Source organism: Bradyrhizobium sp. LHD-71, from assembly GCF_031157255.1.
GTDB lineage: Bacteria > Pseudomonadota > Alphaproteobacteria > Rhizobiales > Xanthobacteraceae > P52-10.
The window spans coordinates 102,224-127,057 of the sequence record NZ_JAVIFX010000023.1 but is presented as its reverse complement, the minus strand read 5'-3'; the positions used below and the strand labels follow the sequence as shown (position 1 = coordinate 127,057).

20 protein-coding genes are annotated in these 24,834 nt (G+C 63.3%); 8 read left to right on the top strand and 12 right to left on the bottom strand.

Going from position 1 to position 24,834, the window contains the following annotated elements; all coding sequences use genetic code 11:
* Window positions 1-259: 259 nt before the first annotated feature.
* The 3 genes from RCO31_RS24065 (at window position 260) to RCO31_RS24055 (ending at window position 4,503) form a co-directional block, all read left to right on the top strand.
* Window positions 260-766 carry a protein tyrosine phosphatase gene (locus RCO31_RS24065; protein ID WP_308971082.1) on the top strand — a complete coding sequence of 169 codons (507 nt, stop codon included), beginning with the start codon at window positions 260-262 and terminating at the stop codon, window positions 764-766.
* A gap of 20 nt (window positions 767-786) precedes the next feature.
* Window positions 787-1,767 carry an NAD regulator gene (locus RCO31_RS24060; RefSeq protein WP_308971081.1) on the top strand — a complete coding sequence of 327 codons (981 nt, stop codon included), beginning with the start codon at window positions 787-789 and terminating at the stop codon, window positions 1,765-1,767.
* A 78-nt stretch (window positions 1,768-1,845) separates the two neighbouring features.
* Entirely contained in the window at window positions 1,846-4,503 is a 2,658-nt protein-coding gene (locus RCO31_RS24055) for a DUF2339 domain-containing protein (protein WP_308971079.1), read from the top strand.
* Window positions 4,504-4,548: 45 nt separating this feature from the next.
* Here the strand turns inward: RCO31_RS24055 and RCO31_RS24050 are convergent, their stop codons facing one another.
* The 3 genes from RCO31_RS24050 to RCO31_RS24040 form a co-directional block, all read right to left on the bottom strand.
* Window positions 4,549-5,118: a hypothetical protein gene (locus RCO31_RS24050; protein WP_308971077.1), complete on the bottom strand. Its 570-nt coding sequence runs from the start codon at window positions 5,116-5,118 to the stop codon at window positions 4,549-4,551.
* A 110-nt stretch (window positions 5,119-5,228) separates the two neighbouring features.
* On the bottom strand, window positions 5,229-6,215 hold the full coding sequence (locus RCO31_RS24045; RefSeq protein WP_308971075.1) for an MDR family oxidoreductase: 987 nt from the start codon (window positions 6,213-6,215) through the stop codon (window positions 5,229-5,231).
* Between the two features lie 23 nt (window positions 6,216-6,238).
* The gene (locus tag RCO31_RS24040; RefSeq protein ID WP_308971074.1) at window positions 6,239-7,486 is read right to left on the bottom strand and encodes an MFS transporter; all 1,248 of its coding nucleotides are present in this window, start codon (window positions 7,484-7,486) and stop codon (window positions 6,239-6,241) included.
* 456 nt (window positions 7,487-7,942) lie between these two features.
* On the opposite strand from RCO31_RS24040, the gene nadA reads away from it, so the two are divergent.
* From nadA to nadC, 3 genes are all read left to right on the top strand, one after another.
* Complete coding sequence (gene nadA, locus RCO31_RS24035; RefSeq protein ID WP_308971073.1) at window positions 7,943-9,040, top strand: quinolinate synthase NadA; 1,098 nt, start codon at window positions 7,943-7,945, stop codon at window positions 9,038-9,040.
* 204 nt (window positions 9,041-9,244) lie between these two features.
* Window positions 9,245-10,825, top strand: coding sequence for an L-aspartate oxidase (locus RCO31_RS24030; RefSeq protein ID WP_308971071.1), 1,581 nt, complete (start codon window positions 9,245-9,247; stop codon window positions 10,823-10,825).
* 6 nt (window positions 10,826-10,831) lie between these two features.
* Entirely contained in the window at window positions 10,832-11,710 is an 879-nt protein-coding gene (nadC, locus tag RCO31_RS24025; protein WP_308971070.1) for a carboxylating nicotinate-nucleotide diphosphorylase, read from the top strand.
* Between the two features lie 12 nt (window positions 11,711-11,722).
* Here the strand turns inward: nadC and RCO31_RS24020 are convergent, their stop codons facing one another.
* From RCO31_RS24020 to RCO31_RS24010, 3 genes are all read right to left on the bottom strand, one after another.
* Window positions 11,723-13,129, bottom strand: a complete 1,407-nt coding sequence (locus RCO31_RS24020; protein WP_308971068.1) for a cell wall hydrolase — start codon at window positions 13,127-13,129, stop codon at window positions 11,723-11,725.
* Between the two features lie 292 nt (window positions 13,130-13,421).
* Window positions 13,422-16,313, bottom strand: coding sequence for a pyruvate, phosphate dikinase (gene ppdK / locus RCO31_RS24015; protein ID WP_308971066.1), 2,892 nt, complete (start codon window positions 16,311-16,313; stop codon window positions 13,422-13,424).
* A gap of 140 nt (window positions 16,314-16,453) precedes the next feature.
* On the bottom strand, window positions 16,454-16,597 hold the full coding sequence (locus RCO31_RS24010) for a DUF3096 domain-containing protein (protein WP_308971064.1): 144 nt from the start codon (window positions 16,595-16,597) through the stop codon (window positions 16,454-16,456).
* 259 nt (window positions 16,598-16,856) lie between these two features.
* Here RCO31_RS24010 and RCO31_RS24005 point away from each other — a divergent pair, with 259 nt between their 5' ends.
* The gene (locus tag RCO31_RS24005; RefSeq protein ID WP_308971062.1) at window positions 16,857-17,192 is read left to right on the top strand and encodes a DUF1236 domain-containing protein; all 336 of its coding nucleotides are present in this window, start codon (window positions 16,857-16,859) and stop codon (window positions 17,190-17,192) included.
* 155 nt (window positions 17,193-17,347) lie between these two features.
* Here the strand turns inward: RCO31_RS24005 and glyS are convergent, their stop codons facing one another.
* The 6 genes from glyS to RCO31_RS23975 all read right to left on the bottom strand — a co-directional run bounded on the left by glyS (window position 17,348) and on the right by RCO31_RS23975 (window position 23,353).
* The gene (glyS, locus tag RCO31_RS24000) at window positions 17,348-19,465 is read right to left on the bottom strand and encodes a glycine--tRNA ligase subunit beta (protein WP_308971061.1); all 2,118 of its coding nucleotides are present in this window, start codon (window positions 19,463-19,465) and stop codon (window positions 17,348-17,350) included.
* 39 nt (window positions 19,466-19,504) lie between these two features.
* Window positions 19,505-20,440 (bottom strand): glycine--tRNA ligase subunit alpha, encoded by a 936-nt coding sequence (locus RCO31_RS23995; RefSeq protein ID WP_308971059.1) that lies wholly within the window; start codon window positions 20,438-20,440, stop codon window positions 19,505-19,507.
* A 384-nt stretch (window positions 20,441-20,824) separates the two neighbouring features.
* On the bottom strand, window positions 20,825-21,031 hold the full coding sequence (locus tag RCO31_RS23990) for a hypothetical protein (protein WP_308971058.1): 207 nt from the start codon (window positions 21,029-21,031) through the stop codon (window positions 20,825-20,827).
* Window positions 21,032-21,167: 136 nt separating this feature from the next.
* Window positions 21,168-22,085 carry a S49 family peptidase gene (locus RCO31_RS23985; protein WP_308971057.1) on the bottom strand — a complete coding sequence of 306 codons (918 nt, stop codon included), beginning with the start codon at window positions 22,083-22,085 and terminating at the stop codon, window positions 21,168-21,170.
* 291 nt (window positions 22,086-22,376) lie between these two features.
* Window positions 22,377-23,132: a methyltransferase gene (locus tag RCO31_RS23980; protein ID WP_308971056.1), complete on the bottom strand. Its 756-nt coding sequence runs from the start codon at window positions 23,130-23,132 to the stop codon at window positions 22,377-22,379.
* Window positions 23,129-23,353, bottom strand: coding sequence for a DUF2007 domain-containing protein (locus RCO31_RS23975; protein WP_308971090.1), 225 nt, complete (start codon window positions 23,351-23,353; stop codon window positions 23,129-23,131). Before RCO31_RS23975 ends, RCO31_RS23980 begins: the two co-directional genes overlap by 4 nt.
* Window positions 23,354-23,714: 361 nt before the next feature.
* Here RCO31_RS23975 and RCO31_RS23970 point away from each other — a divergent pair, with 361 nt between their 5' ends.
* Window positions 23,715-24,725 (top strand): polyprenyl synthetase family protein, encoded by a 1,011-nt coding sequence (locus RCO31_RS23970; protein WP_308971055.1) that lies wholly within the window; start codon window positions 23,715-23,717, stop codon window positions 24,723-24,725.
* The last annotated feature ends 109 nt before the right edge of the window (window positions 24,726-24,834 follow it).

Genomic DNA, 24,834 nt, shown 5'->3' with positions numbered 1-24,834 from the left:
TCGGATTCGATCAGGACACTAGCAAGTTTATGATTCTAGTGTCGTTTATGGATCAGAAATTCGCACGATGGACACGCAGCAACGATGGTGCGAATTTCTGATCCACGACACTAGAACTGCTCGTGAGAAGCACCACGCCGAAACGCCGCGCCTTTCGTCTGACACCGCCGCAAGGATCTGGCAGAACATGGCTTTCGCCGTCTGTCGACGGACCCTATAATTCAATTCACCGATAGTCTTAAACGTCAGGGAACTTTAGATGCTTCACGTCTGCTCGCTCGCTCATCTGCCCGGCACGGTGCAGGCGACCGGCGCAAGTCACGTCATCACCGTGATGGCTGATGTGGGCAAGGTGCAGCGCCCACCGTCGGTTCTCGAGGACAATCATCTCGTGATCTCGATGGACGATATCATCGAGGCGGCCGAGGGCTTCACTGCGCCCGCCCTCGAACATGTCGAACGGGTCCTGAGCTTCGGCCGAAGCTGGACTCGTGCCGCACCGATGGTGATCCACTGCTATGCCGGCATCAGCCGTTCGACTGCGAGCGCGTTCGCGATCGCCTGCGCGCTCAATCCTAATCGCAGCGAGGCGCATATCGCACAACAGATTCGTAGCGCGTCGGCTTGCGCGCATCCGAACCGGCTGATCGTCAGCCACGCCGATCGGCTGCTGAACCGTGACGGCCGCATGCTGCGCGCGCTCGATGAGATGGGCCCCGGCAATCTCACCGTCGAGGGCCGTCCCTTTCGCATCGACCTCGACTGAGCCGAGACAATCAGGCCGCGATGAGCGACAAGCCGCTGACGCCAATCGAGATCGGTCTCACGGCGGCGATCGTCGCAATCGAGGCGAACGAGCCGCGCATTCTCGTCGCCTCTGCCGGCGCGGGCACCGAGCCGCGCGCAGGACTTCCTTTCGGCCCGTTCGATCCGGTCGCACATCGCACGCTGGAGATCGGTTTGCGCGAATGGGTGGAGGAGCAGACCGGACTGTCGCTCGGCTATATCGAGCAGCTCTATTCGTTCGGCGACCGCGGCCGTCACGCACACCCCGGCGACACCGGTCCTCATGTGGTCTCGGTCGGATACCTTGCGCTGACGCGGACGGACGGTTTGGATGAGCGGCAGGCTGCAAGCGCGGCATTCGAGCCATGGTACCGCTATTTCCCGTGGGAAGACTGGCGAAACGAGCGTCCCGCAATTCTCGATGCCCAGATCGTGCCTGCGCTGACCGAATGGTCGAAGCAGACGGAGACGCCGAGCATTACGCGGGCGCTGGGACGGCGCGAGCGGGTGCTACTCTATTTCGGCGGCGAGGACGGGCACTGGGACGAGGAACGCGTGCTCGACCGCTACGAACTGCTTTACGACGCGGGGCTTATAGAGGAGGCGCGACGCGACGGCCGCCCTGCTGCGCTCGCGCGCAGGAAGCTGCCTGCACTCGGCGAACCAATGCGGTTCGATCACCGGCGCATTCTTGCGACAGCGATCGCCCGATTGCGCGCAAAGCTGAAATATCGGCCCGTTGTGTTTGAACTTTTGCCGGGCGAATTCACACTCACAGACCTGCAGCGAACCGTCGAAGCAATTTCAGGACGTCATCTGCACAAGCAGAACTTCCGCCGCCTCGTAGAGGCGGGCGCACTGGTCGAACCGACCGGCGAGATGTCGACACAAACCGGCGGGCGCCCGGCGGCGCTGTTTCGCTTCCGCCGCAGCGTGTTGCAGGAGCGGCCGGCCCCTGGGCTTCGCGTGCGCGGCCGCTGATTTCATGCTTTGAGGGTGCCTGATGCCCGATCGGGGTGCGGGTGATTGTTGGCCGGTCTCCTGGCCGTTGGAGAAGATATGTTCGAGATACTGGTTGCAGGTATCGCAATTGCCGCACTTATTTTTTCCCGCAAGGCGTTGAACAGGCTGCGTGCGGCCGAAGCGCGCATCGCCGCGCTCGAAGCCGCGTCTCCGCCGGAGCGAACGACCGCCGCAGCCCCAGCGGTCGAGCAACCTTTGGCGCCAACCATCGTGCCGGACGTGCCCGCTGAGCCGGCGGCGCAAACCCCGACGGAAACGCCGGCTGAGTCGGCTGCACCGCCATCGGAAGCACCAGCGGTCCCCGAGGCTGCAACGACGCCAGCGGCGTCTCCAGGCCTGGAGGAGCGTCTCGGCACGCGCTGGGTGGTCTGGGTCGGCGGATTGACCCTCGCACTCGGCGGGCTGTTCCTTGTGCGGTATTCGATCGAAGCCGGGTTGCTCGGGCCTGGCGCGCGCATCTTCCTCGGCGGACTGTTCGCGGCGGCGCTGCTGGCTGCCGGCGAATGGACCCGCCGCAAGGAATCAATCTCGCAGATCGCTCCGCTTCCGATTGCCAACATTCCGGTGATCCTGACGGCGGCAGGCACCGCGGTGGCGTTCGGCACCGTCTTTGCTGCCTACGCGCTCTATGATTTCCTCTCCCCGGCAGTCGCCTTCCTTGCGCTTGGGGCTGTCGCGCTTGCGACGCTCGCAGCCGCCCTGCTGCACGGCCCTGCCCTCGCAGGACTTGGTGTGGTCGGTGCATTCGTTACACCGGTTTTGGTCTCCTCCGACAAACCGGACTTCTGGGCGCTTTACATCTACGTCGCCGTCGTTACCGCAGCCGCGTTCGGCCTCGCCCGCGTCCGCATGTGGCGCTGGCTCGCGATCACGACCATCGTGCTCGGCGTAATCTGGTCGCTCGTGGCAATGGGCGTGCCCGGCCTGCTCTCGCCGCACGCGTTCAGCGTGATGGCCGGATTTGCGCTTGCCGCTGCGCTCGTTGTTTCAGGCCTCCTGTTCGGACCGGAGGCCGAACCCGGCAAGATTGAGCCGATCTCGTCAGCGGCGCTCGGCGCGTATCTTTTCGCGGCGACGGTCATGGTCGTTGCCTACCAGCACACGGATCCTGCGATGGTCGTGTTCGCGATTCTGATCGCGGCCGTCATCGCCATCGCCTGGCGCACGGACGCCGCCGCGGGCGCCCTGCCAGCCGCAGCGATCTTCGCCGGCCTCGTATTCCTGTCGTGGGCGGTGCGCGGCAACCCCGAATGGCTCGTGGTGCCCGGCGGCGCGATGCAGGGCGTCGGTCCTGAGGCACTCGAAGGCTCGGTTGCAGCACATCTTACGGCGGCGCTTGTCTTCGCGGCTGGCTTTGGTCTCGCAGGTTTTCTGGCGCAGGGCCGGTCATCGAACGCAACCGTACCTGTGATCTGGTCCGCCGTTGCCGTCGCAACGCCGCTCTGGCTGCTGATCGCGACCTACGCGCGCATCGCCCATCTCGATCGCTCGATTCCGTTTGCGATCGTAGCGGTGCTGCTCGCGGCCGCATTCGCCTATGCGACGGAGCAACTGTCGCGTCGCGAGCAGCGCCCCGGCCAGGCGATCGCCGCGGCGCTGTTCGCCACCGGCACCCTCAGCGCGCTGGCGCTCGCCTTCACCTTTGCGCTCGACAAGGGCTGGCTGACGATCGCGCTCGCACTGATGTCGCTCGGCACGGCCTGGATCTCGCTGCGGCGGCCGGTGCCGTTCCTGCGCTGGCTTGCTGCCATCCTGTCCGTCATCGTTGTCGCCCGCATCGGCTATGAACCGCGCATCGCCGGCGATGACATTGGCACGCTGCCGATCTTCAACTGGCTGCTCTACGGTTATGGCATTCCCGCGCTGTCATTCTGGGCCGGCAGCTACTACCTGCGCCGGCGCGGCGACGATGCACCGTTGCGCATGGTCGAAGCCGCGGCCATCCTGTTCACAGTCCTGCTCGTGTTCATGGAGATCCGCCATTTCGTCAACGGCGGCGATGTTTACCGTGCGGACGCCGGCCTGATCGAAGTTGCCTTGCAGGTCTGCACCATGTTGGCGATGGCGATCGGCCTCGAACGCCTGCGCCTGCGCACCGGCAGCATCATCCACAACATCGGTTCGCTGGTCGTCGCTGCGATCGCCGGCCTGTTCATCGTGTTCGGCCTGTTCCTGCTCGAAATGCCGATGCTCTGGCCGAACGATGTCGGCGGCCTGGTGTGGAACAAGCTCTTGCTCGGCTACGCCCTGCCCGCCGTGCTGCTGCTGGCGCTGTCCTACACCGTTGCGGGCAGGCGACCGGCGGCCTACGCCAACACACTTGCAGGGCTGGCCTTGGTGCTGGCGCTGACCTACGTGACGTTGCAGATCCGGCGCTTCTTCCACGGCCCGGTGCTGCATGGCGGCGTCACCACCGACGCAGAGCAGTATGTCTATTCGTTGGCGTGGCTGGCCTTCGGCGTGGTGCTCCTGACCGTCGGCCTCATATTCGCCTCACAGCGGGCACGGCTCGCGTCTGCTGTGGTGATCGGGCTCACGGTGCTGAAGGCCTTCCTGTTCGACATGTCGAATCTGACCGGCGTCTACCGAGCGCTGTCGTTCATGGGGCTTGGCCTCGTGCTCGTGGCCATCGGCTGGCTTTACCAGCGCATCCTGTTCAAACGAACGGCTCCGCAGCAGGTCGCGGCGGAGTAAGTTCGAGAAGAGTGAGGACAATAACGAAGGTTGCTTTCGCGCCGCTCATTCCGTCGCGCGGCGCAACTCCAGCGAGTTGGGCTCCGGCTTCGGAGGCTCGATGTTCGTGCCCTCGACCTTCGGCGTCTCGACCTTCCCCACGGTCTCGGGCCGCGATGCGTCGGCGGAGCGGATGCTGCGCGAGCGTTGCGAGCGCGGACCACGCTCGGCGCGCGCCACCAGCAGCGAGTTTCCGTGCTTGCGGAATTCACACCAGGCAAAGCTCATGCCCTGCACCGAACCGCGGAAACTGGCCTCGCTGGTCTTGTCGAGGTTGAAGCACGGCTCGAACGGCAATCCCTTCAATGAGGCGCACACCTGCGTTGCACCGACACGAATGGTGTTCACCGGCAGCCGTGCAGAACGGACCGGGCCTGAGCCAGAAAACTGGACCGAGCCTGTGACGGACCCGTCCTGATAGATCCGGCCCGCCCCGCGGGTGCCATCCACACAACTGAAAGCGAAAAGTTTGCCGGCAACGAACTGGCGCGCCTGCTCGGGGTTCATCGGTTCGGCCGCGGTCGACCCTGCAACTGCGCTGGCGAACAGCGCCCCCCAAACCAAACGCCAAAGCATGCTGCTACTCCGACTTAACTAGCGCCCGCCGGGCCCCCCGTTTAACGGGATGCTTACCATATGAACCAAGGCAAGATTGGCGCAGCTTTGTCGATAAAGTCTGAACGTCCTCAAGTTATTTTCACCACGGTCCGGCCACGCACCTGGCCGGCAAGGATTCTCGCGCCGGCGTCCAGCACTTGATCGAGCGGAATTTCGGCAGTCATTTCAGTAAGCTTGGACTTGTCGAGATCGCGCGCCAGACGCTGCCAGGCGGTGCGACGCCGCGATATTTCGCACATCACCGAATCGATGCCCAAAAGGCACACTCCGCGTAAAATGAACGGCGCGACCGAAGTCGGCAGGTCCATGCCGGCTGCGAGGCCGCATGCGGCGATCGCTCCGCCGTACTTGGTCATGGAAAGCAGATTCGCGAGCGTGGTTGACCCGACGCTGTCTACGCCGCCGGCCCAGCGCTCCTTGTTGAGCGGTCGTGGTGTAGCAGCAAGCTCGGCACGGTCGATGATTTCAGCGGCGCCGAGCGCTCTGAGATAATCGGCCTCCGCTGCGCGGCCGGTCGAAGCGATGACGTGATAGCCGAGCTTTGACAGGATCGCGGTGGCGACCGAACCGACACCGCCCGCAGCGCCGGTCACGACCACGGCTCCCGACACCGCCTTGAGGCCGTGATCCTCGAGCGCCATCACCGCAAGCATTGCCGTATAGCCGGCAGTGCCGATCGCCATCGCATCGCGCGTGGATATGCCGTCCGGCAGTTTCACGAGCCAGTCGCCCTTCACGCGTGCCTTCTCCGCATACGCGCCGAGATGCGTCTCGCCCATGCCCCAGCCATTGCAAACGACCCTGTCACCGGTCTTCCAGTCCGGACTAGTGGATTTTTCGACGGTGCCCGCGAAGTCGATGCCGGCGATCATCGGAAAGCGGCGCACCACCGGCGCCTTGCCGGTGAGTGCAAGACCATCCTTGTAGTTGAGCGTCGACCACTCGACGCGCACCGTGACGTCGCCGTCCATCAATTCGGCTTCGTCGAACTGGGTGATCTGAGCGGTTGTGCCCTTATCGGCCTTGTCGATGCGCAATGCCTTGAATGTTCCCACGCTTCACTCCCGTTTCTTTTGGCTCAGGCGGGCTGCGCCGCGCCCCGTTCCACTGGCTTCTCGATGATCGGCAGGTTGATCAAAGCCGAGGCGACCCCGAAGAAGATCGAAAGATACCAGACCGGCGTATAGGAACCGGTCGCCTCGTACACAATGCCGCCGAGATAGACGCCGAGAAATCCGCCAACCTGATGGCTGAAAAACGCAAAGCCGTAAAGCGTCGCGAACCAGCGGGTACCGAACATCAGTGCGACCAGCGCCGAGGTCGGTGGCACGGTGGAGAGCCAGGTAACGCCGGTGATCATGCCGAAGATGATCGCGCTTGCGGGCGTGACCGGAAATGAAATGAAGGCGACGATCGACAGGGCGCGGATGAAGTAGATTGCCGACAGGATGAAACGCATCGGCACATATTTCGCGACCCAGCCGACACCCAGCGAGCCGGCGATGTTGAACAGGCCGATCACCGCAATCACCCAGCCGCCGATATGTGCATCCAGCCCGCGATCGGCGAGATACGCGGGAAGATGTGCGGTAACGAAGGCGAGCTGAAAGCCGCAGGTGAAGAAGCCGAGCACCAGCAGCACGTAAGACCTGTGGCCGAACGCCTCCGACAGGGCGTGCTTGAACGACTGGTCCTGCGCGGCAATGCCGGTCTCCGCCGGAGCGGCTTTCGGCGTCGCCAGCGCCAGAGCCAGCGGCACGACCAGCAGCATCAGCGCCGCAAAGATCGTCAGCGTCGTCTGCCATCCGAAATTATCCAATAGCGCGACACCGAACGGCGCAAACAGAAACTGGCCGAACGAGCCCGAAGCCGTACCTGCACCGAGCGCGACGGCGCGCCAGTTTTGCGGCACGATCTTGGCGAAGGCGGAAACGACGAGGTTGAACGAGCAGCCGGAAAGACCGAACCCGATCAGCACGCCAACGGTGGCATTCAATGCCAACGGCGTATCCGAATAGCGCATCAACGCGAGGCCGAGCGCGTAGAGGACCCCGCCGACGGCGATCACCCGTACGGTGCCGAAGCGATCAGCGATCGCGCCGGCAAATGGCTGGCCGACACCCCACAGGAGATTCTGAACAGCGAAAGCGAAGGCGAAGACATCGCGACCCCAGGAAAATTCCTTGCTCATCGGCTGCATGAAGAAGCCGAAGGTCGAGCGCGGCCCGAACGTCAGCATCGCGATCAAACAGCCGCACAACACGACGACGAGCGGCGTCCGCCAGTTCGTGCGAGCGACAGCTGACGAATTTTCCAGAGCAGACATGTCTTGAGATCCTCGCGACCGACGATGCGGGCGTTTTGAGAAGTACACAGACTAGTGTACCTGGCGTCAGAGCCAATCCGTCTTTTGTTGCATGACAACTATTGCAATGCAGCGATGCAAATCGACAGGGCAGATGGTGGCTTTTTTCCGGGCACGAACCTCTGGCGGAGGGGTCATCGCCATGTTATATTTGTTTTGCTCGATATGAGAATAACTCGATCGGGGTGAACCTGAGTGCGGTGCTTGATGTCTTAGGACGTCCAGCCTTGACCTCAGGACCTTACGTGGGGGCCCGGGTCGCAAAGCTCGGGGTTCTTGGAAAAGTCCGGGGAATAGACGCAAGTTTCAGGAATTGGGAATGCCGGCCCGGTTGGCCGGATTTATCAGGGCTCTGATATGCTCAAATTGAGCATTATAGAGCGGGAAGCTGAAGCAAGGGAAGAAGGGGATCGCGCCATGCCGATCGCTGGGATTTACGGTCCGGAGGACCTCTCGCACACTGCGATGACGCGGGCGAAGCAACCGTCGCGAGGAGGGCCCTCGCGCGCTTTGCCGATGCCGCCTGTTGCCTGGACGCCCGAGATCGAACGCGAGACCGCTCATCTTTATGAGCGCGTCAAGACCGTGATTCCGCCAGTCGAATGGCCGACGATGGCGCCGTACGTCAAGGCGATCAACGACCTGAAGCAGGAACGGAATGCAGTCATCCTGGCGCATAACTATCAGACGCCGGAGATATTCAACTGCGTTGCCGACATCGTCGGCGACAGCTTGCAGCTGGCGCGCGAGGCAACCAAGGTCGATGCCGATGTGATCGTCCAGTGCGGCGTGCACTTCATGGCGGAGACCTCGAAAATTCTCTCGCCTGAGAAGACCGTGCTGATCCCGGATTCGCGCGCGGGCTGCTCACTCGCCTCGTCGGTCACCGGCGAGGACGTGCGGCTGCTTCGCGAGAAATTCCCTGGCGTGCCGGTGGTGGCTTATGTGAACACCTCGGCCGACGTGAAAGCGGAAGTGGACATCTGCTGCACCTCGTCGAATGCAGTGCAGGTGGTCGAAAGCCTCAACACCGACACGGTAATCTTCGTACCCGACCAGTACCTGGCAAAGTACGTCGCCTCGCAGACCGACGTGAAGGTGATCGCCTGGAAGGGTGCTTGCGAGGTGCACGAACGCTTCACCGGCGACGAGTTGAAAATGTATCGCGATGCCGATCCGTCAGTGCAGATCATCGCGCATCCGGAGTGCCCGCCCGACGTCATCGCAGAGGCGGATTTCACCGGCTCGACCGCGCACATGATCAACTGGGTTCGCGACAACCGGCCGAAGCGCGTTGTCATGGTCACCGAATGCTCGATGGCCGACAACGTTCAGGCGGAATTGCCCGAGGTCGAGTTCGTACGACCCTGCAATCTCTGCCCGCACATGAAGCGCATCACGCTGCCCAAGATCCTCGACAGCCTCGTCAACATGCGTGAGGAGGTTCTGGTTGATCCGCTGATCGCAGCAAAAGCGCGGCGCTCGGTCGAGCGGATGGTCCATCTCAAGAGCTGAAGCACTGTCGTCCCGGCCAAGTGAGCAAAGCGAGCGCGAGCCGGGACCCATTATCGCTGAGATCAAGTGACGACGGCCAGCGTATAGAACAATCGGCGACACGGTGCGTGGGCCCGCTTTCCTTAGGCGAGCGAAGCGACGCCGTTCTTCGAACGGCTATGAACGACCCGAGTTGATTGAATGCGCGTAGCCAGGAGTAACAGCATGGCGCACAGCCTCTCCTCCCAACTCGACGACGTCGTCATCGTCGGCGGCGGGCTCGCCGGCCTCTTCTGCGCACTGAAGCTTGCGCCGCGTCCCGTCACCATTATTTCGGCGGCCCCGCTGGGCGAAGGCGCCTCCAGCGCCTGGGCGCAGGGCGGCATCGCTGCTGCGGTGGGCGAAGGCGACACGGCCGAGGCCCATGCCGCCGACACGATCGCCGTCGGCGCAGGCCTTGTGGACCAGGACGTCGCGCTTGGCCTCGCCCGCGAGGCGGGCGCACGCATCCACGACCTATTGCACTATGGTGTGCCGTTCGACCGCGACCTCAAGGGCAAGCTCGCCGTCGCGCAGGAAGCGGCCCATTCGGCGCGGCGCATCGTCCATGTACGCGGCGATATGGCGGGCAAGGCGATCATCGCCGCCTTGATCGAAGCAGTCCGCAATACACCGACGATCCGCGTGATCGAGGGTTACGTCGCCGAAGCCCTGCTTACGGACGACAATGCAGTTACCGGCCTGCAGCTCCGCAAGGCGGACGATATTGCAGCTCGGCCGGTGAACATCGCCGCCCGCGCCGTGGTGCTCGCGACCGGTGGCATCGGCCATCTGTACGCCGTCACCACCAATCCGAAAGAAGCCAGCGGGCTTGGACTGGCAATCGCAGCACGTGCCGGCGCGGTCATCGGCGACCCGGAATTCGTTCAATTCCATCCGACAGCAATCATGGTCGGTCGCGATCCTGCGCCGCTCGCTACCGAAGCCTTGCGTGGCGAAGGTGCGACGCTGATCAACGCAAAAGGCGAACGCTTCATGGCTGCAAAGCATCCGCTTGCGGAACTTGCGCCGCGCGACATCGTCGCGCGCGGTGTGTTCGCCGAGATCGCCGCCGGCCGCGGCGCGTTCCTCGACGCCACGAAGGCTTTGGGCGACGCGTTCGCCGGACATTTTCCGACCGTTTACGCGAGTTGCATCGCAGGTGGCATCGATCCCGCACGGCAACCGATTCCGATTGCGCCAGCGGCGCACTACCACATGGGCGGCATCGCCGTGGATGCGCGCGGTCGCACGTCGATCGACGGACTCTGGGCTGGCGGTGAAGTCTCTTGCACCGGTGCCCATGGCGCAAACCGCCTCGCCTCCAACTCGTTGCTCGAAGCCGTCGTCTACGCCGCGCGTATTGCCGAGGACATCGACGGCCGCACATTCTCCGCGCAACGCCTGCCACCGACCGAGGTCCCGCGCAACTGCGCCATGCCGCCATCCGCCGAAGCGAACTTGCGTGCGCTGATGTCGTCGCATGTCGGCGTGATCCGCGATGGCGATGAGCTCGCCGATGCCATCGGAACGCTTTCGATGATGGAGCAGTCGGTCGGCAACATCGCACTGCGCAACATGGCGACGACGGCACTGATTGTCGCCACGGCTGCCTGGTCGCGCCGGGAAAGCCGGGGCGGTCACTATCGCTCGGACTATCCTGCAGAGCATGCGCCGGCGAAGCGCACGATGACGACACTGGCCAGCGCGCGAGCCATCGCGGCTTCGATGGCCGAACGCGTTCCGACACTCAGCGCTACGGCTTGAAACATCATGGTCACCCCCGCCTCCCTCCAGCATCCCGAAGCCTTCCTGTCACCAATGGCGGTAGAAAGCGCCGTGCGCCAGGCTCTCGACGAGGATCTCGGTCGCGCCGGCGACATCACCTCGATCGCGACGATCCCGGAAGCGGTGCAGACCCGCGCCACGCTGATGGCGCGACAGGCTGGCGTGATCGCAGGACTTCCGCTCGCAGTCGAGACATTCCGCCAGTTGTCGCCGGAGGTCCGCATCGAGACCAATGTCCGCGACGGCATCGCGGCCGAAAAGGGCATGCAGGTACTGACGATCACAGGTCCTGCGCGCGCCATCCTGTCGGGCGAGCGCACCGCGCTGAACTTCGTCGGACGGCTGTCCGGTGTGGCGACACTGACCGCAGCTTACGTGCGGCAGACAGCAGGCACGAGGATGCGCATCTGCTGCACCCGCAAGACGACGCCGGGTCTACGCGCGCTGGAAAAGTACGCGGTGCGTTGCGGCGGCGGCTTCAATCACCGGTTTGGCCTCGATGACGCGATCCTGATCAAGGACAATCACATCGCCGTGGCAGGCGGCGTGCGGCCGGTATTGGAGCGGGCACGCGACCACGCCGGGCATCTGGTCAAGATCGAGATCGAGGTCGACACGCTCGATCAGTTGCGCGAAGTGCTCGACACCGGCCTTGCCGACGTCGTGCTGCTCGACAACATGGACATCCCAGCCTTGAGACAGGCCGTGGACATAGCGGCCGGCCGAGTGGTGCTGGAGGTCTCGGGCGGCGTGACCGAAGGCTCGATCGCTGCCATCGCCAAGACCGGCGTTGACTATGCCTCCGCCGGCGCGCTGACCCACTCAGCGCCAAATTTCGACGTGGCGCTGGACATCGGATCGTAGGGACGCTGCGCTCTACAGCTTCGCCGCGATCGCCGCTGTCTCCTCCGCAGTGCCCCAGCTTGGCACTTCGCTGCCGTCGCCCCACTGCCGTGGGCGATAGAAGACATGCACACCGGTTTTGTACATCTTCTTCATTTCGCGCACCCAGTACGGCCGCACATAGGTTGCATGGTAATGCGTTGAGCGGTTGACCTCCGGCAGCCAAAGCCGTCCATCGAGCATTTCCTTCGCGATCTTCCTCGCACGATGCCACTGCTCCGGCTCAGTCACCACATCGCGCACACCGTCGCAGGCGAAGGTGAACTGGCAGGCAAGGTAGCGACGTGCATTCTGATAGACCACGCCGCATACGGTGGTCGGATAATAGCCGGACAAGGCGCGGTTCACGACCACCTGCGCAACCGCCATCTGGCCGCGCACCGGCTCGCCACGTGCCTCGAAGTAGACGGCTTCGGCAAGGCATTTCGAGGCCTTGGCGTAATCCTTGGGCTCAAGGCCGAGCCGTTCGGCCGGGCTCAGCGGCCGCTTCGGCGCTTCCTTCACCTCGCCTTTCGGCGCCAGGCTCGAGCCTTCACCGCCTGCATCCGGCACCGCAGTTCGTTTGAGGTCGGGATCGACCTCGTTCGGCTTCACCAGCTGCGGCTCCTCGCCCGGCCGCCAGCGTTCCAAGGGACTGCCCAGATTGCCGAGCGAGGAATAGCCGAAATAGAGATGTGTGGTCTGGATCGCGAACCGATCCTTCGGTGGCAGCCCGTTACGTTCGGCATCGGCCGTCGGTACCTCTGCGTCAGCATCTTGCAGGGCGTGATATTGCGGCAGCGGCGCCGACTTCAGCGCAGCCTCGAGCTCCGGATCGAGCGGTGCAGGCACATGCGCAGTCTCCGGCGCCGTGCTGAAACTCTCGGTCGGTTCGTTCGCAACGGGCTCCTCGACGGCATCGGGGCCCGAGGCGCCCTCCTCCTCCGGAAGCAGCTGCTGCGGAATGGTTGCGCTCCCGGCTGGCGGATGCGTCGACGGGCTGCGATCGCCCTTCAACGACAGCCGATCGCCCTTTGCGGTGCGATCGACGATCGGAAATTCATGAGGTTGCGGAGGACGGATGACCTCGCCCAACGGATTGCGCGCGATCGAGCCGGTGACCTCGCCATCGCTGGCGCTCAAGCTCGCGAATCTGGCGCTGGGAGCGCGTGGAATCCACGAGCCGATCGGGCGCGGGAAGCTGAACGTTGCAGCGTGAATCGTGCCGAACGGCGACGACATCGTCTGCTTTTGCCAACGCTCGCCAACGCCAGGCTGGCGCGCCAGCAGCGCGGCGATGTCCTGGTGGCCGATCTCGGTCGGCAGCAATCCGAAGACTGTGACTGCGAAGCCGAAGGACGCCCAACGTGCGCCCCTCGGCCCGTTCTGCAAAACAGACATCGATACGCCTACGCAACGCTTACGCTACTCGCACACCGATCGAACGGCAGTTGCGCGCAATTCGATCAATTGCGTTAGTAACTGATTAGAGTTGCGAGGCGGTTAACTGCCGATGCGCGAAAGGCACAGGCAAGGGTTTCCGCGAATTGGCGTCAGCATTTCGAAGATGCTGGTGAATCTCGCGAAAAACAACTTGGTAAACATCCGGTCAACGCGAGACGGGGCGAAAAAACAAACGCCCCGGTCTCCTCATTCCTCGCGATACACCTTAGCGCTTTCTCAAGGACAGCGTTTACGCCTGGCTCGCGACCGTCTTGCCGAGCGCCGCCTGGGCAGCCGCGAGACGGGCAATCGGAACACGATATGGCGAGCAAGACACGTAGTTGAGGCCGATCTCGTGGCAGAACGCCACCGAAGCCGGGTCGCCGCCGTGTTCACCGCAGATACCGACCTTCAGCCCTGCCCGCGTCTTGCGTCCACGCGCGACGCCGATCTTCACCAGTTCGCCGACGCCTTCGCGATCAAGCGTAATGAAGGGATCGACCTCGAGGATACCGCGCGAGACGTAGGCGCCGAGGAATCCGCCGGCATCGTCGCGGCTGATTCCATAGGTCGTCTGCGTCAGGTCGTTGGTGCCGAACGAGAAGAACTCCGCGGTCTTGGCGATCTCGCCGGCCATCAGGGCCGCACGAGGCAGCTCGATCATGGTGCCGACTTCGTAGACGACCTTGCCGCCCTGATCCTTCATCACCGCGTTCGCGGTGGCGTCGATCCGCGACTTGATCATGTCGAACTCAGCCTTGGTTGCGACCAGCGGCACCATCACCTCGGGCGCAACCTGCTTGCCGGTTCGCTTGTTGACGACAATGGCAGCCTCGAAGATCGCGCGCGCCTGCATTTCGGCAATTTCGGGATAGGCGATTGCAAGCCGGCAGCCGCGGAAGCCCAGCATCGGATTGAATTCGGAGAGATCGCGCGCACGGTCAGCGAGCTTGCGCGGATCGGCATCCATCGCCCGCGCGACTTCCTCGATCTCAGCCTGCGTATGCGGCAGGAATTCGTGCAGCGGCGGATCGAGCAGGCGGATCGTCACCGGCAGCCCCTGCATGATCTCGAACAGCTCGACGAAATCCGCTCGCTGCATCGGCAGCAGCTTTGCGAGCGCTGAACGGCGCTTTTGCTCATCGTCGGCGAGGATCATCTCGCGCACCGTGCGGATGCGCGTCTCCTCGAAGAACATGTGCTCGGTGCGGCAGAGGCCGATACCCTCGCCGCCGAATTTGATGGCGACACGTGCGTCCTCCGGCGTGTCGGCGTTGGCCCGAACTTTCAGCTTCCGCATTTGATCGGCCCAGCCCATCAGCGTGCCGAAATCGGCGGCAAGCTCAGGCTCCAGCATCGGCATCCGGCCGGCGAGCACCTGGCCCACCGCGCCGTCGATAGTGATGATGTCGCCGGCTTTGAACGAGCGCCCGCCGACGGTCATCAAACCGCGGCCGTAATCGATCCGGATCGTACCGGCGCCGGAGACGCAGGGTTTGCCCATGCCGCGCGCGACCACGGCGGCGTGCGAAGTCATGCCGCCGCGCGCGGTGAGGATGCCTTCGGCGGCGTGCATACCATGGATGTCTTCCGGGCTGGTCTCGACACGCACGAGAATGACCTTGCGCCCATCAGCTTGAAGCTTCGCCGCTTCGTCCGAGGAGAATACGATTTCGCCGGAGGCGGCGCCCGGTGATGCAGGCAGTCCGGTGGCGATCACGTCGCGCTTGGCGGCCGGATCGATCGTCGGGTGCAGCAACTGGTCGAGGGAAGCCGGCTCGACCCGCATGATGGCGTCCTTGCGCGAGATCAGGCCCTCGTTGGCGAGTTCGACCGCGATGCGCAGCGCGGCCTTCGCCGTGCGCTTGCCGCTGCGCGTCTGCAGCATCCACAGCTTGCCCTGCTCGATCGTGAACTCGAGGTCCTGCATGTCGCGGTAGTGCTTTTCGAGCAGCGTGTAGATACGGGTCAGTTCCTTGAACGCCTCAGGCATCAGCGCTTCAAGCGACGGTTTCTCGGAGCCTGACTCCTGTCGCGCAGCCTCGGTGATTTCCTGCGGTGTCCGGATGCCCGCGACCACATCTTCACCCTGCGCGTTGATGAGGAACTCACCGTAAAGCTGCTTCGCACCGGTGGACGGATTGCGCGTGAATGCAACGCCGGTCGCGGACGTTTCGCCCATGTTGCCGAACACCATCGCCTGTACATTGACGGCGGTTCCCCAGGATTCGGGGATGTTGTGCAGTGTGCGATAGGTCACCGCGCGGGCGTTCATCCACGAGCCGAACACCGCGCCGATCGCGCCCCACAGCTGAGCATGCGGCTCCTGCGGAAATTCCTCGCCCGTCTCGTTCCTGACTGCATCCTTGTACTTGCCGACGATCGCCACCCAATCCTCCGCTTCGAGGTCGGTGTCGAGCGTGTAGCCCTTGGAGTCCTTGTAGGTGTCGAGAATCTCTTCGAAATGATGATGCTCGAAACCCAACACCACGTCCGAATACATGGTGATGAAGCGCCGATAGCTGTCGAAGGCAAAGCGCCTGTCGCCGGAGAGATTGGCCAGCGCTTCGACGGTTTCATCGTTCAGACCGAGATTGAGGACGGTGTCCATCATCCCGGGCATCGATGCACGCGCGCCCGAACGCACCGACACCAACAGCGGGTTTTGGGCGTCGCCAAAGGCCTTGCCGGTCAGCTTGCCGACATAATCGAGCGCCTTCTCGACCTGCGCCTTCAGATCCTTCGGATAGGTTTTGTCGTTGTCGTAGAAATAGTTGCAGACCGACGTAGGGATTGTGAAGCCGGGCGGCACCGGCAGGCCCAGATTGGCCATTTCCGCCAGGTTCGCGCCCTTGCCGCCGAGCAACTCGCGCATTGCGCTTTTGCCCTCGGCGCGGCCATCGCCGAAGGTAAATACCCACTTGCCCGCCGGGACCGCGGCCCGAGCCGGACCTTCCTTGAGCGGAGCAGGCCGCGCCTTGGCGACCGCCTTGCCTGCGCTCTTTGGAAGCGACGCCCGTGCCGCGGGTGCCTTTTTTGCAAGTGCCTTTACATTTGCAAGTGTCTTTGCACTTGCAAGTGTCTTTGCAACGGTGGGTTTGGAACGGGTCCGGGAGACGGATTTCGAAGAGGCTTTGGCCATGGTGTCCGTGACAGGTTGCTTTCAAGGAACTGGCAGCAGCCGCTTACAACATGCTTTCATGTTGCAGCGCAAGCGCCACGAACCACCTATCACCGCAACATTGCGCCGATCTGGTGGACTCGGGCGCCAGCTTCGACCGCTTATCTCAGGATTCCCAGACCGAGAATCCCGACAAGAATCAAATACAGCGCGACGATGTAATTCAACAACCTCGGCATGATGAGAATAAGGACGCCCGCGATCAGCGCGACGATGGGTTGAAGATTGGCGATGCTGATGGTCACGAGCTGTCTCCAATTCGTTGTGCGATGATTTCGTTGTGCGATGAGATGCGAATCGCGGGGAGTAGCTTACTGTTTCCGGAACTGCGATCTTAGACGGTTCCAGATGACGATTGTTCCGCGCGTGCAAAAATTTTCGGCGACGGAACAGAGATCGATTTCGGAACGATGCTGCATGCGCCGCATTAACCGGCGTCCATGCGCGAAAGGCAGGTGGCTCTATTTTCGCGCTTGTTGCCAGCTAAGTGTTGAGGAGAGCATCATGCGCAAACACATTTTTGCCGCAGCCTTGATCGTCGCAACATCTGTTTCACTTCCGGCATATGCGCAGTACACCGGCACGGTTGGCGGACCTGCGGTCGGCATCATCGCCGATGAAGAAGTTCCGACCTTCCGCCGCTATGTCGTCGAGGAACGTCTCCCATCGTTTGCGATTCCGGATCGAGTGGTCGTCGGCGCAACGCTTCCTGATGCTGGCGTCGTCTACTACGATGTCCCCGAACGCTATGGCGCGACCACCTATCGCTATACGGTGGTGAACGATCACACTGTGCTTGTCGATCCGCGCTCGCGGCGGATCATGCAGGTGATCGACTAACGTCCACCACTAGGACGCTGCGAAGTTCAAGAACTCATCCGGCGAGTGCGGGTATCCCCTCCTCGTGCAAACCGGGTGACAGGGCCCCGCGTCGGCAACGCCGCGCGGGGCTTCTTGTGTGTTCATCGTGCGCGTGGCACTCGCAACAATGACGGCTAATCCTGGATCTTCGAAAAATCGGCGACGGCGCGCGTTGCGACACGGATCTGGTTGAGCAGTTTCAACCGATTCTCACGGATCGCCTTGTCATCGTCGTTCACCTTCACCTTGTCGAAGAACGCGTCGACAGCCGGACGCAACCGCGCCATTGCGCTCATCGCGCCCGCGAAATCTTCCTTCGCCACGGCGGCGCTCGCATCATTGGTGACGCCGGCGATCGCCGTGGCCAGCGCCTTTTCCTCCGGCTGCCTCAGCAGCGACGCATCGACCGCACCGTCATAGCTCGTGCCGTCCTTCTTTTCCTCGATGCGGAGAATGTTGGCCGCTCGCTTGGTCCCGGCGAGCAGGTTCTTGCCGTCATCGGTGTCGAGGAATTTGCCCAGCGCTTCAACACGACGGACGATCATCAGCATATCGTCCTGCCCCTCGAGCGCAAACACGGCATCGACAAGATCGTGGCGCGCGCCCTGATCACGGAGTTGGACCTTCAGGCGGTCGGCGAAAAAGGCGAGGAGACTGGACGACAATTCACAGCCGTCCACCGATGTCATTCGCGCGCCAGTCTCGCGCAATCCATCAACACCTGATTTTGCTATCGTCGACAGATGCAGGCGCAACTCGTTGTCCACCGCCAGCCGGATCACCCCCAGCGCTGCACGACGCAGCGCGTAGGGGTCCTTGCTGCCCGTCGGCTTCTCGTCGATTGCCCAGAAACCGGCCAGCGTGTCGATCTTGTCGGCAAGCGCAATCACAATAGAGACCGGATCGGCGGGCACACGGTCGTTCGGCCCCTGCGGCTTGTAGTGTTCCTCGCTGGCTGAAGCGACGGATGCATCCTCGCCCTGCGCGAGGGCATAGTATCTGCCCATCAGCCCCTGCGTTTCCGGAAACTCGCCGACCACTTCGGTGAGCAGGTCCGCCTTGGCAAGTTTCGCCGCGCGCTTCACCTTTGTAACATCCGCGCCGACCAATGGCGCGATCTCTGCGGCCAGCCGCTCGATACGGGCGATGCGCGCGGCCTGGGTGCCAAGCTTCTCGTGAAACACGATTTGTTCGAACTTCGGCAGGCGTGCTTCCAGCCTGGTCCTCAGGTCCGTCTCGTAGAAGAATTTCGCATCCGACAACCGGGCCCGGATCACACGTTCGTTGCCGGCGACGATCGTCTGGCCGCCGTCCGTCGCCTCGATGTTGGCGACGAGAACGAATTTATTGGCGAGCTTCCCTGTCTTGGGATCGCGCACCACGAAGCACTTCTGGTTGTTGCGGATGGTGGCGCGGATCACTTCGGGCGGGATCGACAGGAAGCTCGCGTCGAACGACCCCATCAGCACCACAGGCCATTCGACGAGCCCCGCGACCTCCTCGAGCAGGCCTGCATCCTCGACAAGCTCGAACCCTTGCGCGAAGGCAAGCGACTTCGCATCGGCGAGGATGATGTCCTTGCGCCGCTCGCCGTCGAGCACGACCTTTGCCGCCTCCAGCTTCGCCACATAGTCGTCGAAGCGCCGCACTGAAATTTCGCCAGGCGCCATGAAGCGATGGCCCCGCGTCGTCTGCCTCGCCGCGATGCCGTCGATCGTGAAGCGCACGATCTCCGGATCCTCGGTCTCCGGGCCGAAGGTCGCGATGATCGAATGCAGCGGCCGCACCCACGACAACGATCCGGGCTTGATCGAGCGTGCGCCCCAGCGCATCGATTTCGGCCATGGAAACGTGCGCACGATCACGGGCAGCGCTTCGGCAAGCACGTCCAGTGCGGCACGGCCGGGCTTTTCGATCAGCGCAACGTAGAACTCGCCCTTCTTCGCGCCCTTCTCGATCTTGGCCTCGCTCAGCGACGACAGCCCCGCGCCCTTTAGAAAGCCCTGGATCGCCGCATCCGGCGCGCCGACGCGCGGCCCCTTGCGCTCTTCCTTCAGGTCCGGCTGGCGCGTGGGGATGCCGTGCACGGTCAGCGCGAGGCGGCGCGGCGTCACAAACGCTTTCGCGCCCTCATAGACGAGGCCTTCAGCAACCAGCTTCTCGGTGACGAGGCGGCGCAGGTCATCCGCTGCCTTCGCCTGCATGCGTGCGGGAATTTCTTCGGAGAACAGTTCAAGCAAAAGATCGGGCATTGCGTTCAATCAGCTATTCGAGGGAGGCGCGGCTTGTCGCTAGTCTGCCCGGCCTGCTTCAGTATGAATCCAGGCTTCGCCGCAGGCCTTCGCAAGCTCCCGCACGCGGAGGATGTAGCTCTGCCGCTCAGTGACTGAAATCACGCCACGTGCATCGAGCAGGTTGAACACGTGGCTCGCCTTGATGCACTGGTCGTAGGCCGGCAGTGCGAGCTGGTGCGCTTTGCGGTTGCCGCTTTCGCGCCAGCCGGCGTCGAGATACTTTCGGCAGGCGGCTTCCGCCATCCTGAACTGCTCGAACAGCATCTCGGTGTCGGCGACCTCGAAATTGTGGCGCGAGTACTCCTGCTCGGCCTGCAGGAACACGTCGCCGTAGGTTACCTTCTCTGCGCCCTCGCGACCATTGAAGTTCAGGTCGTACACACTGTCGACGCCCTGCAGGTAAATCGCCAGCCGCTCGAGTCCGTAGGTGAGCTCGCCCGCAACTGGAGCGCACTCGACACCGGCCACCTGCTGGAAGTAGGTAAACTGCGACACCTCCGCACCGTCACACCAGCACTCCCAGCCCAGCCCCCACGCGCCAAGCGTCGGGCTCTCCCAGTCGTCCTCGACGAAGCGGATGTCGTGCACGGCGGAATCGATGCCGATCGCCTTCAGCGAACCGAGATAGAGCTCCTGCAGGTTCGGCGGCGACGGCTTCAGGATCACCTGAAACTGGTAGTAGTGCTGCATCCGGAGCGGGTTCTCGCCGTAGCGGCCGTCCTTCGGCCGACGCGATGGCTGCACATAGGCGGCGTTCCAGGGCTTCGGGCCCAACGCGCGCAGGGTCGTCGCCGGGTGAAACGTGCCGGCTCCCATTTCGATGTCGTAGGGTTGCAGGATGACGCAACCCTGATCGGCCCAGAAGCGCTGCAGGGCGAGGATAAAGCCCTGGAACGATTTTTCCGGGCGCATGTGGGACGGCAAGGAGTCCATTTCAGGGTTTCTACGGTTGAGTTAAGCGCGCGGAAACTATCGACGGCCCTCACCCGGCGCAAGCGCAAGCGAGACGAAACCATAACGAGCCCTGAACGTAGTCAGGCGGGGTAATCCAGCTCTAACCGCCAATTCTGGCAGACCGACTTTCCGCCGAGGAGAAGTCGACGAATGATGTGGCTTGTGGGCCTTGTGGCAATAGCCATGACGGTGCTCGCCGGCAGCCCTTGGCTGCTGGCGCATCGCGCGCAACGCCGCCGGCATCTTCATTTCGTTAAAAGGAGGCGTACCCGTCTACGCAGCCGCTAATCCGCCTGCGGCCGGACCTGGCTGGGTTGGACCTGGCTAGCTTGGACCCGGCCAGTCATCCCACGGTTGAAGCCCTTATTCCGGACGATAGGCACCCGTCACCGGATCGCGGCGAAGCGTCGGAATCCGCTCGGTCCTCACCGTTTCGGCCATCCGCGCCTCGGCCATCCGCGCACGCGCATCGTCAAGCTCACGGTTGATGCGCCGCGCCTCCCTGATCGCCCAGCGGACCAGCGCAGCGCCTCCCAGCACTCCCACCCCCCATGCAATCAGCGGCGGCATGGCCCGCTCCTTTCTCCGGCAAATGCGGGTTTCGATCCCGCCAGCCTCGTCGCCAATTGTGGCGAAACTGCTCCCGCAAGGTGCGGCGTTGGATCGGTCGCGTTCACGGGGCCGTGTGAAAATGCGCCAAAACGCCTCAAAACCCATACCTCGCCCAGATGGCGCGGGCCTCGAGCGCCGAAATCAACTCGTCCGGCAGCGTCCCCGGCATATTCAGCAGGCTCGCCACCTCCATGCCCGCCGAACGGCGGCCAAACAGGCTGGACAAGATCCCGGTTGCCGGCGCGATCACCGGCATCTTAACTTTGTCGCCGAAACGGGTGCGCAGCACGGTGCGCAAATCGCCAATGGCATCGCTCAAGCCGAGGTCGATCGATTTCTGCCCGGTCCAGTAGGCGCCGGAAAACAGATCATCCTCGTCGCCCTTGATCTTGGCGCCGCGGCTGCGCTTGACGAGATCGATGAACAACAGATGGATCTCATGCTGGATCGCCTTCAGCCGTGCTACATCATCCGCTTTCTCGGGAAGGAACGGGTCGAGCATCGCCTTGTTCTTGCCCGAGGTGTAGAGGCGGCGCTCGATGCCGAGCTTCTCGATCAGCCCCTGAAAACCGAACGAGCCGCCCACCACGCCGATCGACCCGACGATCGACGACGGATCGCAGAAGATCTCATCGCCTGCGCAGGCGATCATGTAGCCGCCGGACGCGGCGACGTCTTCCACGAACACCAGCACCGGAAGCTTCTTCTCGGCCGCAAGCTGACGGATGCGGCCGTGAATCTGATGCGACTGCACCGGCGAGCCGCCCGGCGAATTGAGGACGATCGCCACCGCCTTGGCGCCGCGGGTGGAGAAGGCGCGTTCCAGCATGCGCGCAACGCCTGAAAGCGTCATACCCGGACGCAGCGGCGTCACTGCACCGATCACACCCGACAGCCGCACCACCGGCACGACCGGCGCATCACCGCGAAATCGCGGCGGTAGCAGCCGCTTGAGGCCGCGCAGTGTCGAACCCAAAGGCCTCTCGCGCGCATCCGTCCTCGTCTCACTCATGCTCATCGTTCAACGCCTCGAATCGTGGGCATGATCTGGCCGAGACCCAGTGCTTACCATGGGATCATGCCGCATCAACACAACAGTAACCATTCCTCGCATATGTGGAGCGGACTCGTCCGGGACGAGTCCTGACCGCATGCGCTGCGGCGCAGTCCAGACGTTGGATGCCATGAAGATCTATCTGTTGATGCTGCTGATCGGCGCGCTCCTGACGGCTATTCACTTCACTGCTCCTTCGGACAGCCAGCGCGAAGCCGCGCGCCAATAGATCTGATCTCGGCAGCGGCTCTAATTCCCGTCGAGCCGCAAAGTTTCCTCGCCTCTCAGGACCCTGTCCGCCTGCGCTGTGGGCGCGCCACCATCGTCATTGAGCACGAGGCCAGCCAACAGCTGCAGCGGCGCGCCGGACCCTTTCTCCGCCTTCACCAGCAGGCGGATCGCCGCATCTTCCGATTTCGGATGCACCGGCAGAATCGCAATGGCTCCGAATCCGCGGCCCAATGCCGCAAGAATGTCGCCAAGCCCGTCGGCGCGCCAGATCAGCGTCAGCGTGCCGCCCGGCTTGAGCAGCCGGCGCGCAGCATGAACCCAAGCGTCGGAGGACATCGCCTCGTGCGCCGAACGGCGGCCGGGGTCCGGCGACGGCTGATGCCGGGCTGGCGTGTTGAACGGCGGGTTCATCAGCACGCGATCGGCGCTATCGGGCGCAAGGCCGGCGCTCAAGAATGCGTCCGCCTTCGCCGTGACGTCGAGCACGATCGCCCGACATTCGATGCCGTTGAGCGCAGCGTTTTCCCGCGCCAATGCGACGAGCTGCTCGTCCAGATCGACCAGCGTCAGATCGACGGGCCCGACCCGACTGGCGAGCGCAAGCCCAGCCGCGCCGACCCCCGCACCGAATTCGACCACGCGCTCGCCAGCCTGCGCATAAGCGGCCGCGGCCAACAGCATCGCATCGTGGCCGGCGCGATGTCCCTTGCGCGGCTGGCGCAAACGCAACCGTCCGCCGAGAAAGGCATCCTCGGTGAGGTCGCTGGGGCTCATTCGGGGCGTAGTTCGTGGCCGAGCCCCGCATCCGTGACGACGCGCCGCGCTGCGGGCGCATCGGCCTCACCGACCATCACCCGGCTCGGCAGGATACCGAGAGAGCCTTCGATCACGCTCATGTTCTGGTCCAGCACCACATACCGGATGCCGGCGCCGTCCAGCAGCGCGCCGATTGCCGACAGCAGGACGGGATCGTTGACGCGGATCAGTTCACGCAAAATCGCACTCCGGAGCACGGGGTTGGACATTTTGACCTCTGGTGCGCCGGATTCGACGTTCGTACAAGCATTGCGGCCCAGTCCTCGGTACGAACATTCAAATCCAAGCGCACTAGCTACTTAAAGTTGCTAGTGTCCCGCCTGGTTCAAAGATTTGCAGACGAGGTGGCCGCAAAGCGATGCGGACCCCAGAACCGGGACACGAGCCTTGGCCCGACCGACGCGGGCGCGACCTTTTAGCGGAAAAGAACTGCATTCTGAAATAGCCGTTAGGGCGCGAATTACCAGCAGCGGGCTTTCCGCCTTGCCGCCCGGCCCGCCAGTTTCTATGTTTGCGGTGCAAGAATGCACGGAGACTCGCGTGGCCGTTATCGTTCCTTTCGAAAGCCGTTCCGACGCCTCGATCGATCAGCTCGTGGCGCTGGTTGCGGCCGACATGGAGCGGGTCAACAGCACGATCCTGTCACGCACCGGCTCCGAAGTGACGATGATTCCCGAGGTCGCCAACCACCTGATTTCGTCAGGCGGCAAGCGGCTGCGGCCGATGCTGACGCTGGCGATGGCGCAGCTCGCGCGCTACGCGGGCGACGGCCACATCAAGCTCGCGGCCTCCGTCGAGTTCATGCATACCGCCACGCTGCTGCACGATGACGTGGTCGACGAGAGCGAGATGCGGCGCGGCAGGCTGTCGGCACGCATGCTGTGGGGCAACGAAGCGAGCGTCCTGGTCGGCGACTTCCTGCTTGGTCAGGCATTCCGCATGATGGTCGAAGTCGGCTCGCTGCGCGCGCTCGACATCCTTTCGGCAGCAGCCGCCACGATCGCCGAAGGCGAAGTGATGCAGCTCGCCGCGGCGAAGAACACCGCCACCACCGAGGACGAATATCTGGCGGTGATCCGCGGCAAGACGGCGGAGCTGTTCGCAGCAGCTTGCGAGGTCGGCCCGGTGCTCGCCAACCGGCCGAAGGCGGAGCAGGCCGCCTGCCGCTCCGTCGGCATGAACCTCGGCATCGCGTTCCAGCTTGTCGACGATGCGCTCGACTACGGCGGCAAGGCCGCAAAGCTCGGCAAGAATATCGGCGACGATTTCCGCGAGGGGAAGATTACGCTGCCTGTGGTGCTGGCGTTCCGCCGCGGCAACGACGCGGAGCGCGCTTTCTGGGCGCGCACCCTCGAACATGGCGAGATCGGCGATGGCGATCTCGACCACGCCGTTGGACTGATGTCCAAGCACCGCACCCTGGAGGATACAGTCAGTCGCGCGCAGCACTACGGCGCGATGGCGGTCGATGCCCTGGCGCTGTTTCCGTCCTCGCCGATGAAATCAGCGCTGGAAGAGGTCGTGGCGTTCTGCTTGGCCAGATCGCATTAGTAGTCCGCATATGGCGAAACGGATGCCGCGACTGTTCGTTTCACCCTGCATGTCCGTGTAAAGATTATCCACATGCACACGGTCAGTAGCGCCGAGTTCGCACCTGGTG

Bases quoted from the DNA above. Each gene is read 5' to 3' on its own strand.
- RCO31_RS24065 (WP_308971082.1), top strand. From the start codon at position 260: ATGCTTCACGTCTGCTCGCTCGCTCATCTGCCCGGCACGGTGCAGGCG.
- RCO31_RS24060 (WP_308971081.1), top strand. From the start codon at position 787: ATGAGCGACAAGCCGCTGACGCCAATCGAGATCGGTCTCACGGCGGCG.
- RCO31_RS24055 (WP_308971079.1), top strand. From the start codon at position 1,846: ATGTTCGAGATACTGGTTGCAGGTATCGCAATTGCCGCACTTATTTTT.
- RCO31_RS24050 (WP_308971077.1), bottom strand. From the start codon at position 5,118: ATGCTTTGGCGTTTGGTTTGGGGGGCGCTGTTCGCCAGCGCAGTTGCA.
- RCO31_RS24040 (WP_308971074.1), bottom strand. From the start codon at position 7,486: ATGTCTGCTCTGGAAAATTCGTCAGCTGTCGCTCGCACGAACTGGCGG.
- nadA (WP_308971073.1), top strand. From the start codon at position 7,943: ATGCCGATCGCTGGGATTTACGGTCCGGAGGACCTCTCGCACACTGCG.
- RCO31_RS24030 (WP_308971071.1), top strand. From the start codon at position 9,245: ATGGCGCACAGCCTCTCCTCCCAACTCGACGACGTCGTCATCGTCGGC.
- nadC (WP_308971070.1), top strand. From the start codon at position 10,832: ATGGTCACCCCCGCCTCCCTCCAGCATCCCGAAGCCTTCCTGTCACCA.
- RCO31_RS24020 (WP_308971068.1), bottom strand. From the start codon at position 13,129: ATGTCTGTTTTGCAGAACGGGCCGAGGGGCGCACGTTGGGCGTCCTTC.
- ppdK (WP_308971066.1), bottom strand. From the start codon at position 16,313: ATGGCCAAAGCCTCTTCGAAATCCGTCTCCCGGACCCGTTCCAAACCC.
- RCO31_RS24005 (WP_308971062.1), top strand. From the start codon at position 16,857: ATGCGCAAACACATTTTTGCCGCAGCCTTGATCGTCGCAACATCTGTT.
- glyS (WP_308971061.1), bottom strand. From the start codon at position 19,465: ATGCCCGATCTTTTGCTTGAACTGTTCTCCGAAGAAATTCCCGCACGC.
- RCO31_RS23995 (WP_308971059.1), bottom strand. From the start codon at position 20,440: ATGGACTCCTTGCCGTCCCACATGCGCCCGGAAAAATCGTTCCAGGGC.
- RCO31_RS23990 (WP_308971058.1), bottom strand. From the start codon at position 21,031: ATGCCGCCGCTGATTGCATGGGGGGTGGGAGTGCTGGGAGGCGCTGCG.
- RCO31_RS23985 (WP_308971057.1), bottom strand. From the start codon at position 22,085: ATGAGTGAGACGAGGACGGATGCGCGCGAGAGGCCTTTGGGTTCGACA.
- RCO31_RS23980 (WP_308971056.1), bottom strand. From the start codon at position 23,132: ATGAGCCCCAGCGACCTCACCGAGGATGCCTTTCTCGGCGGACGGTTG.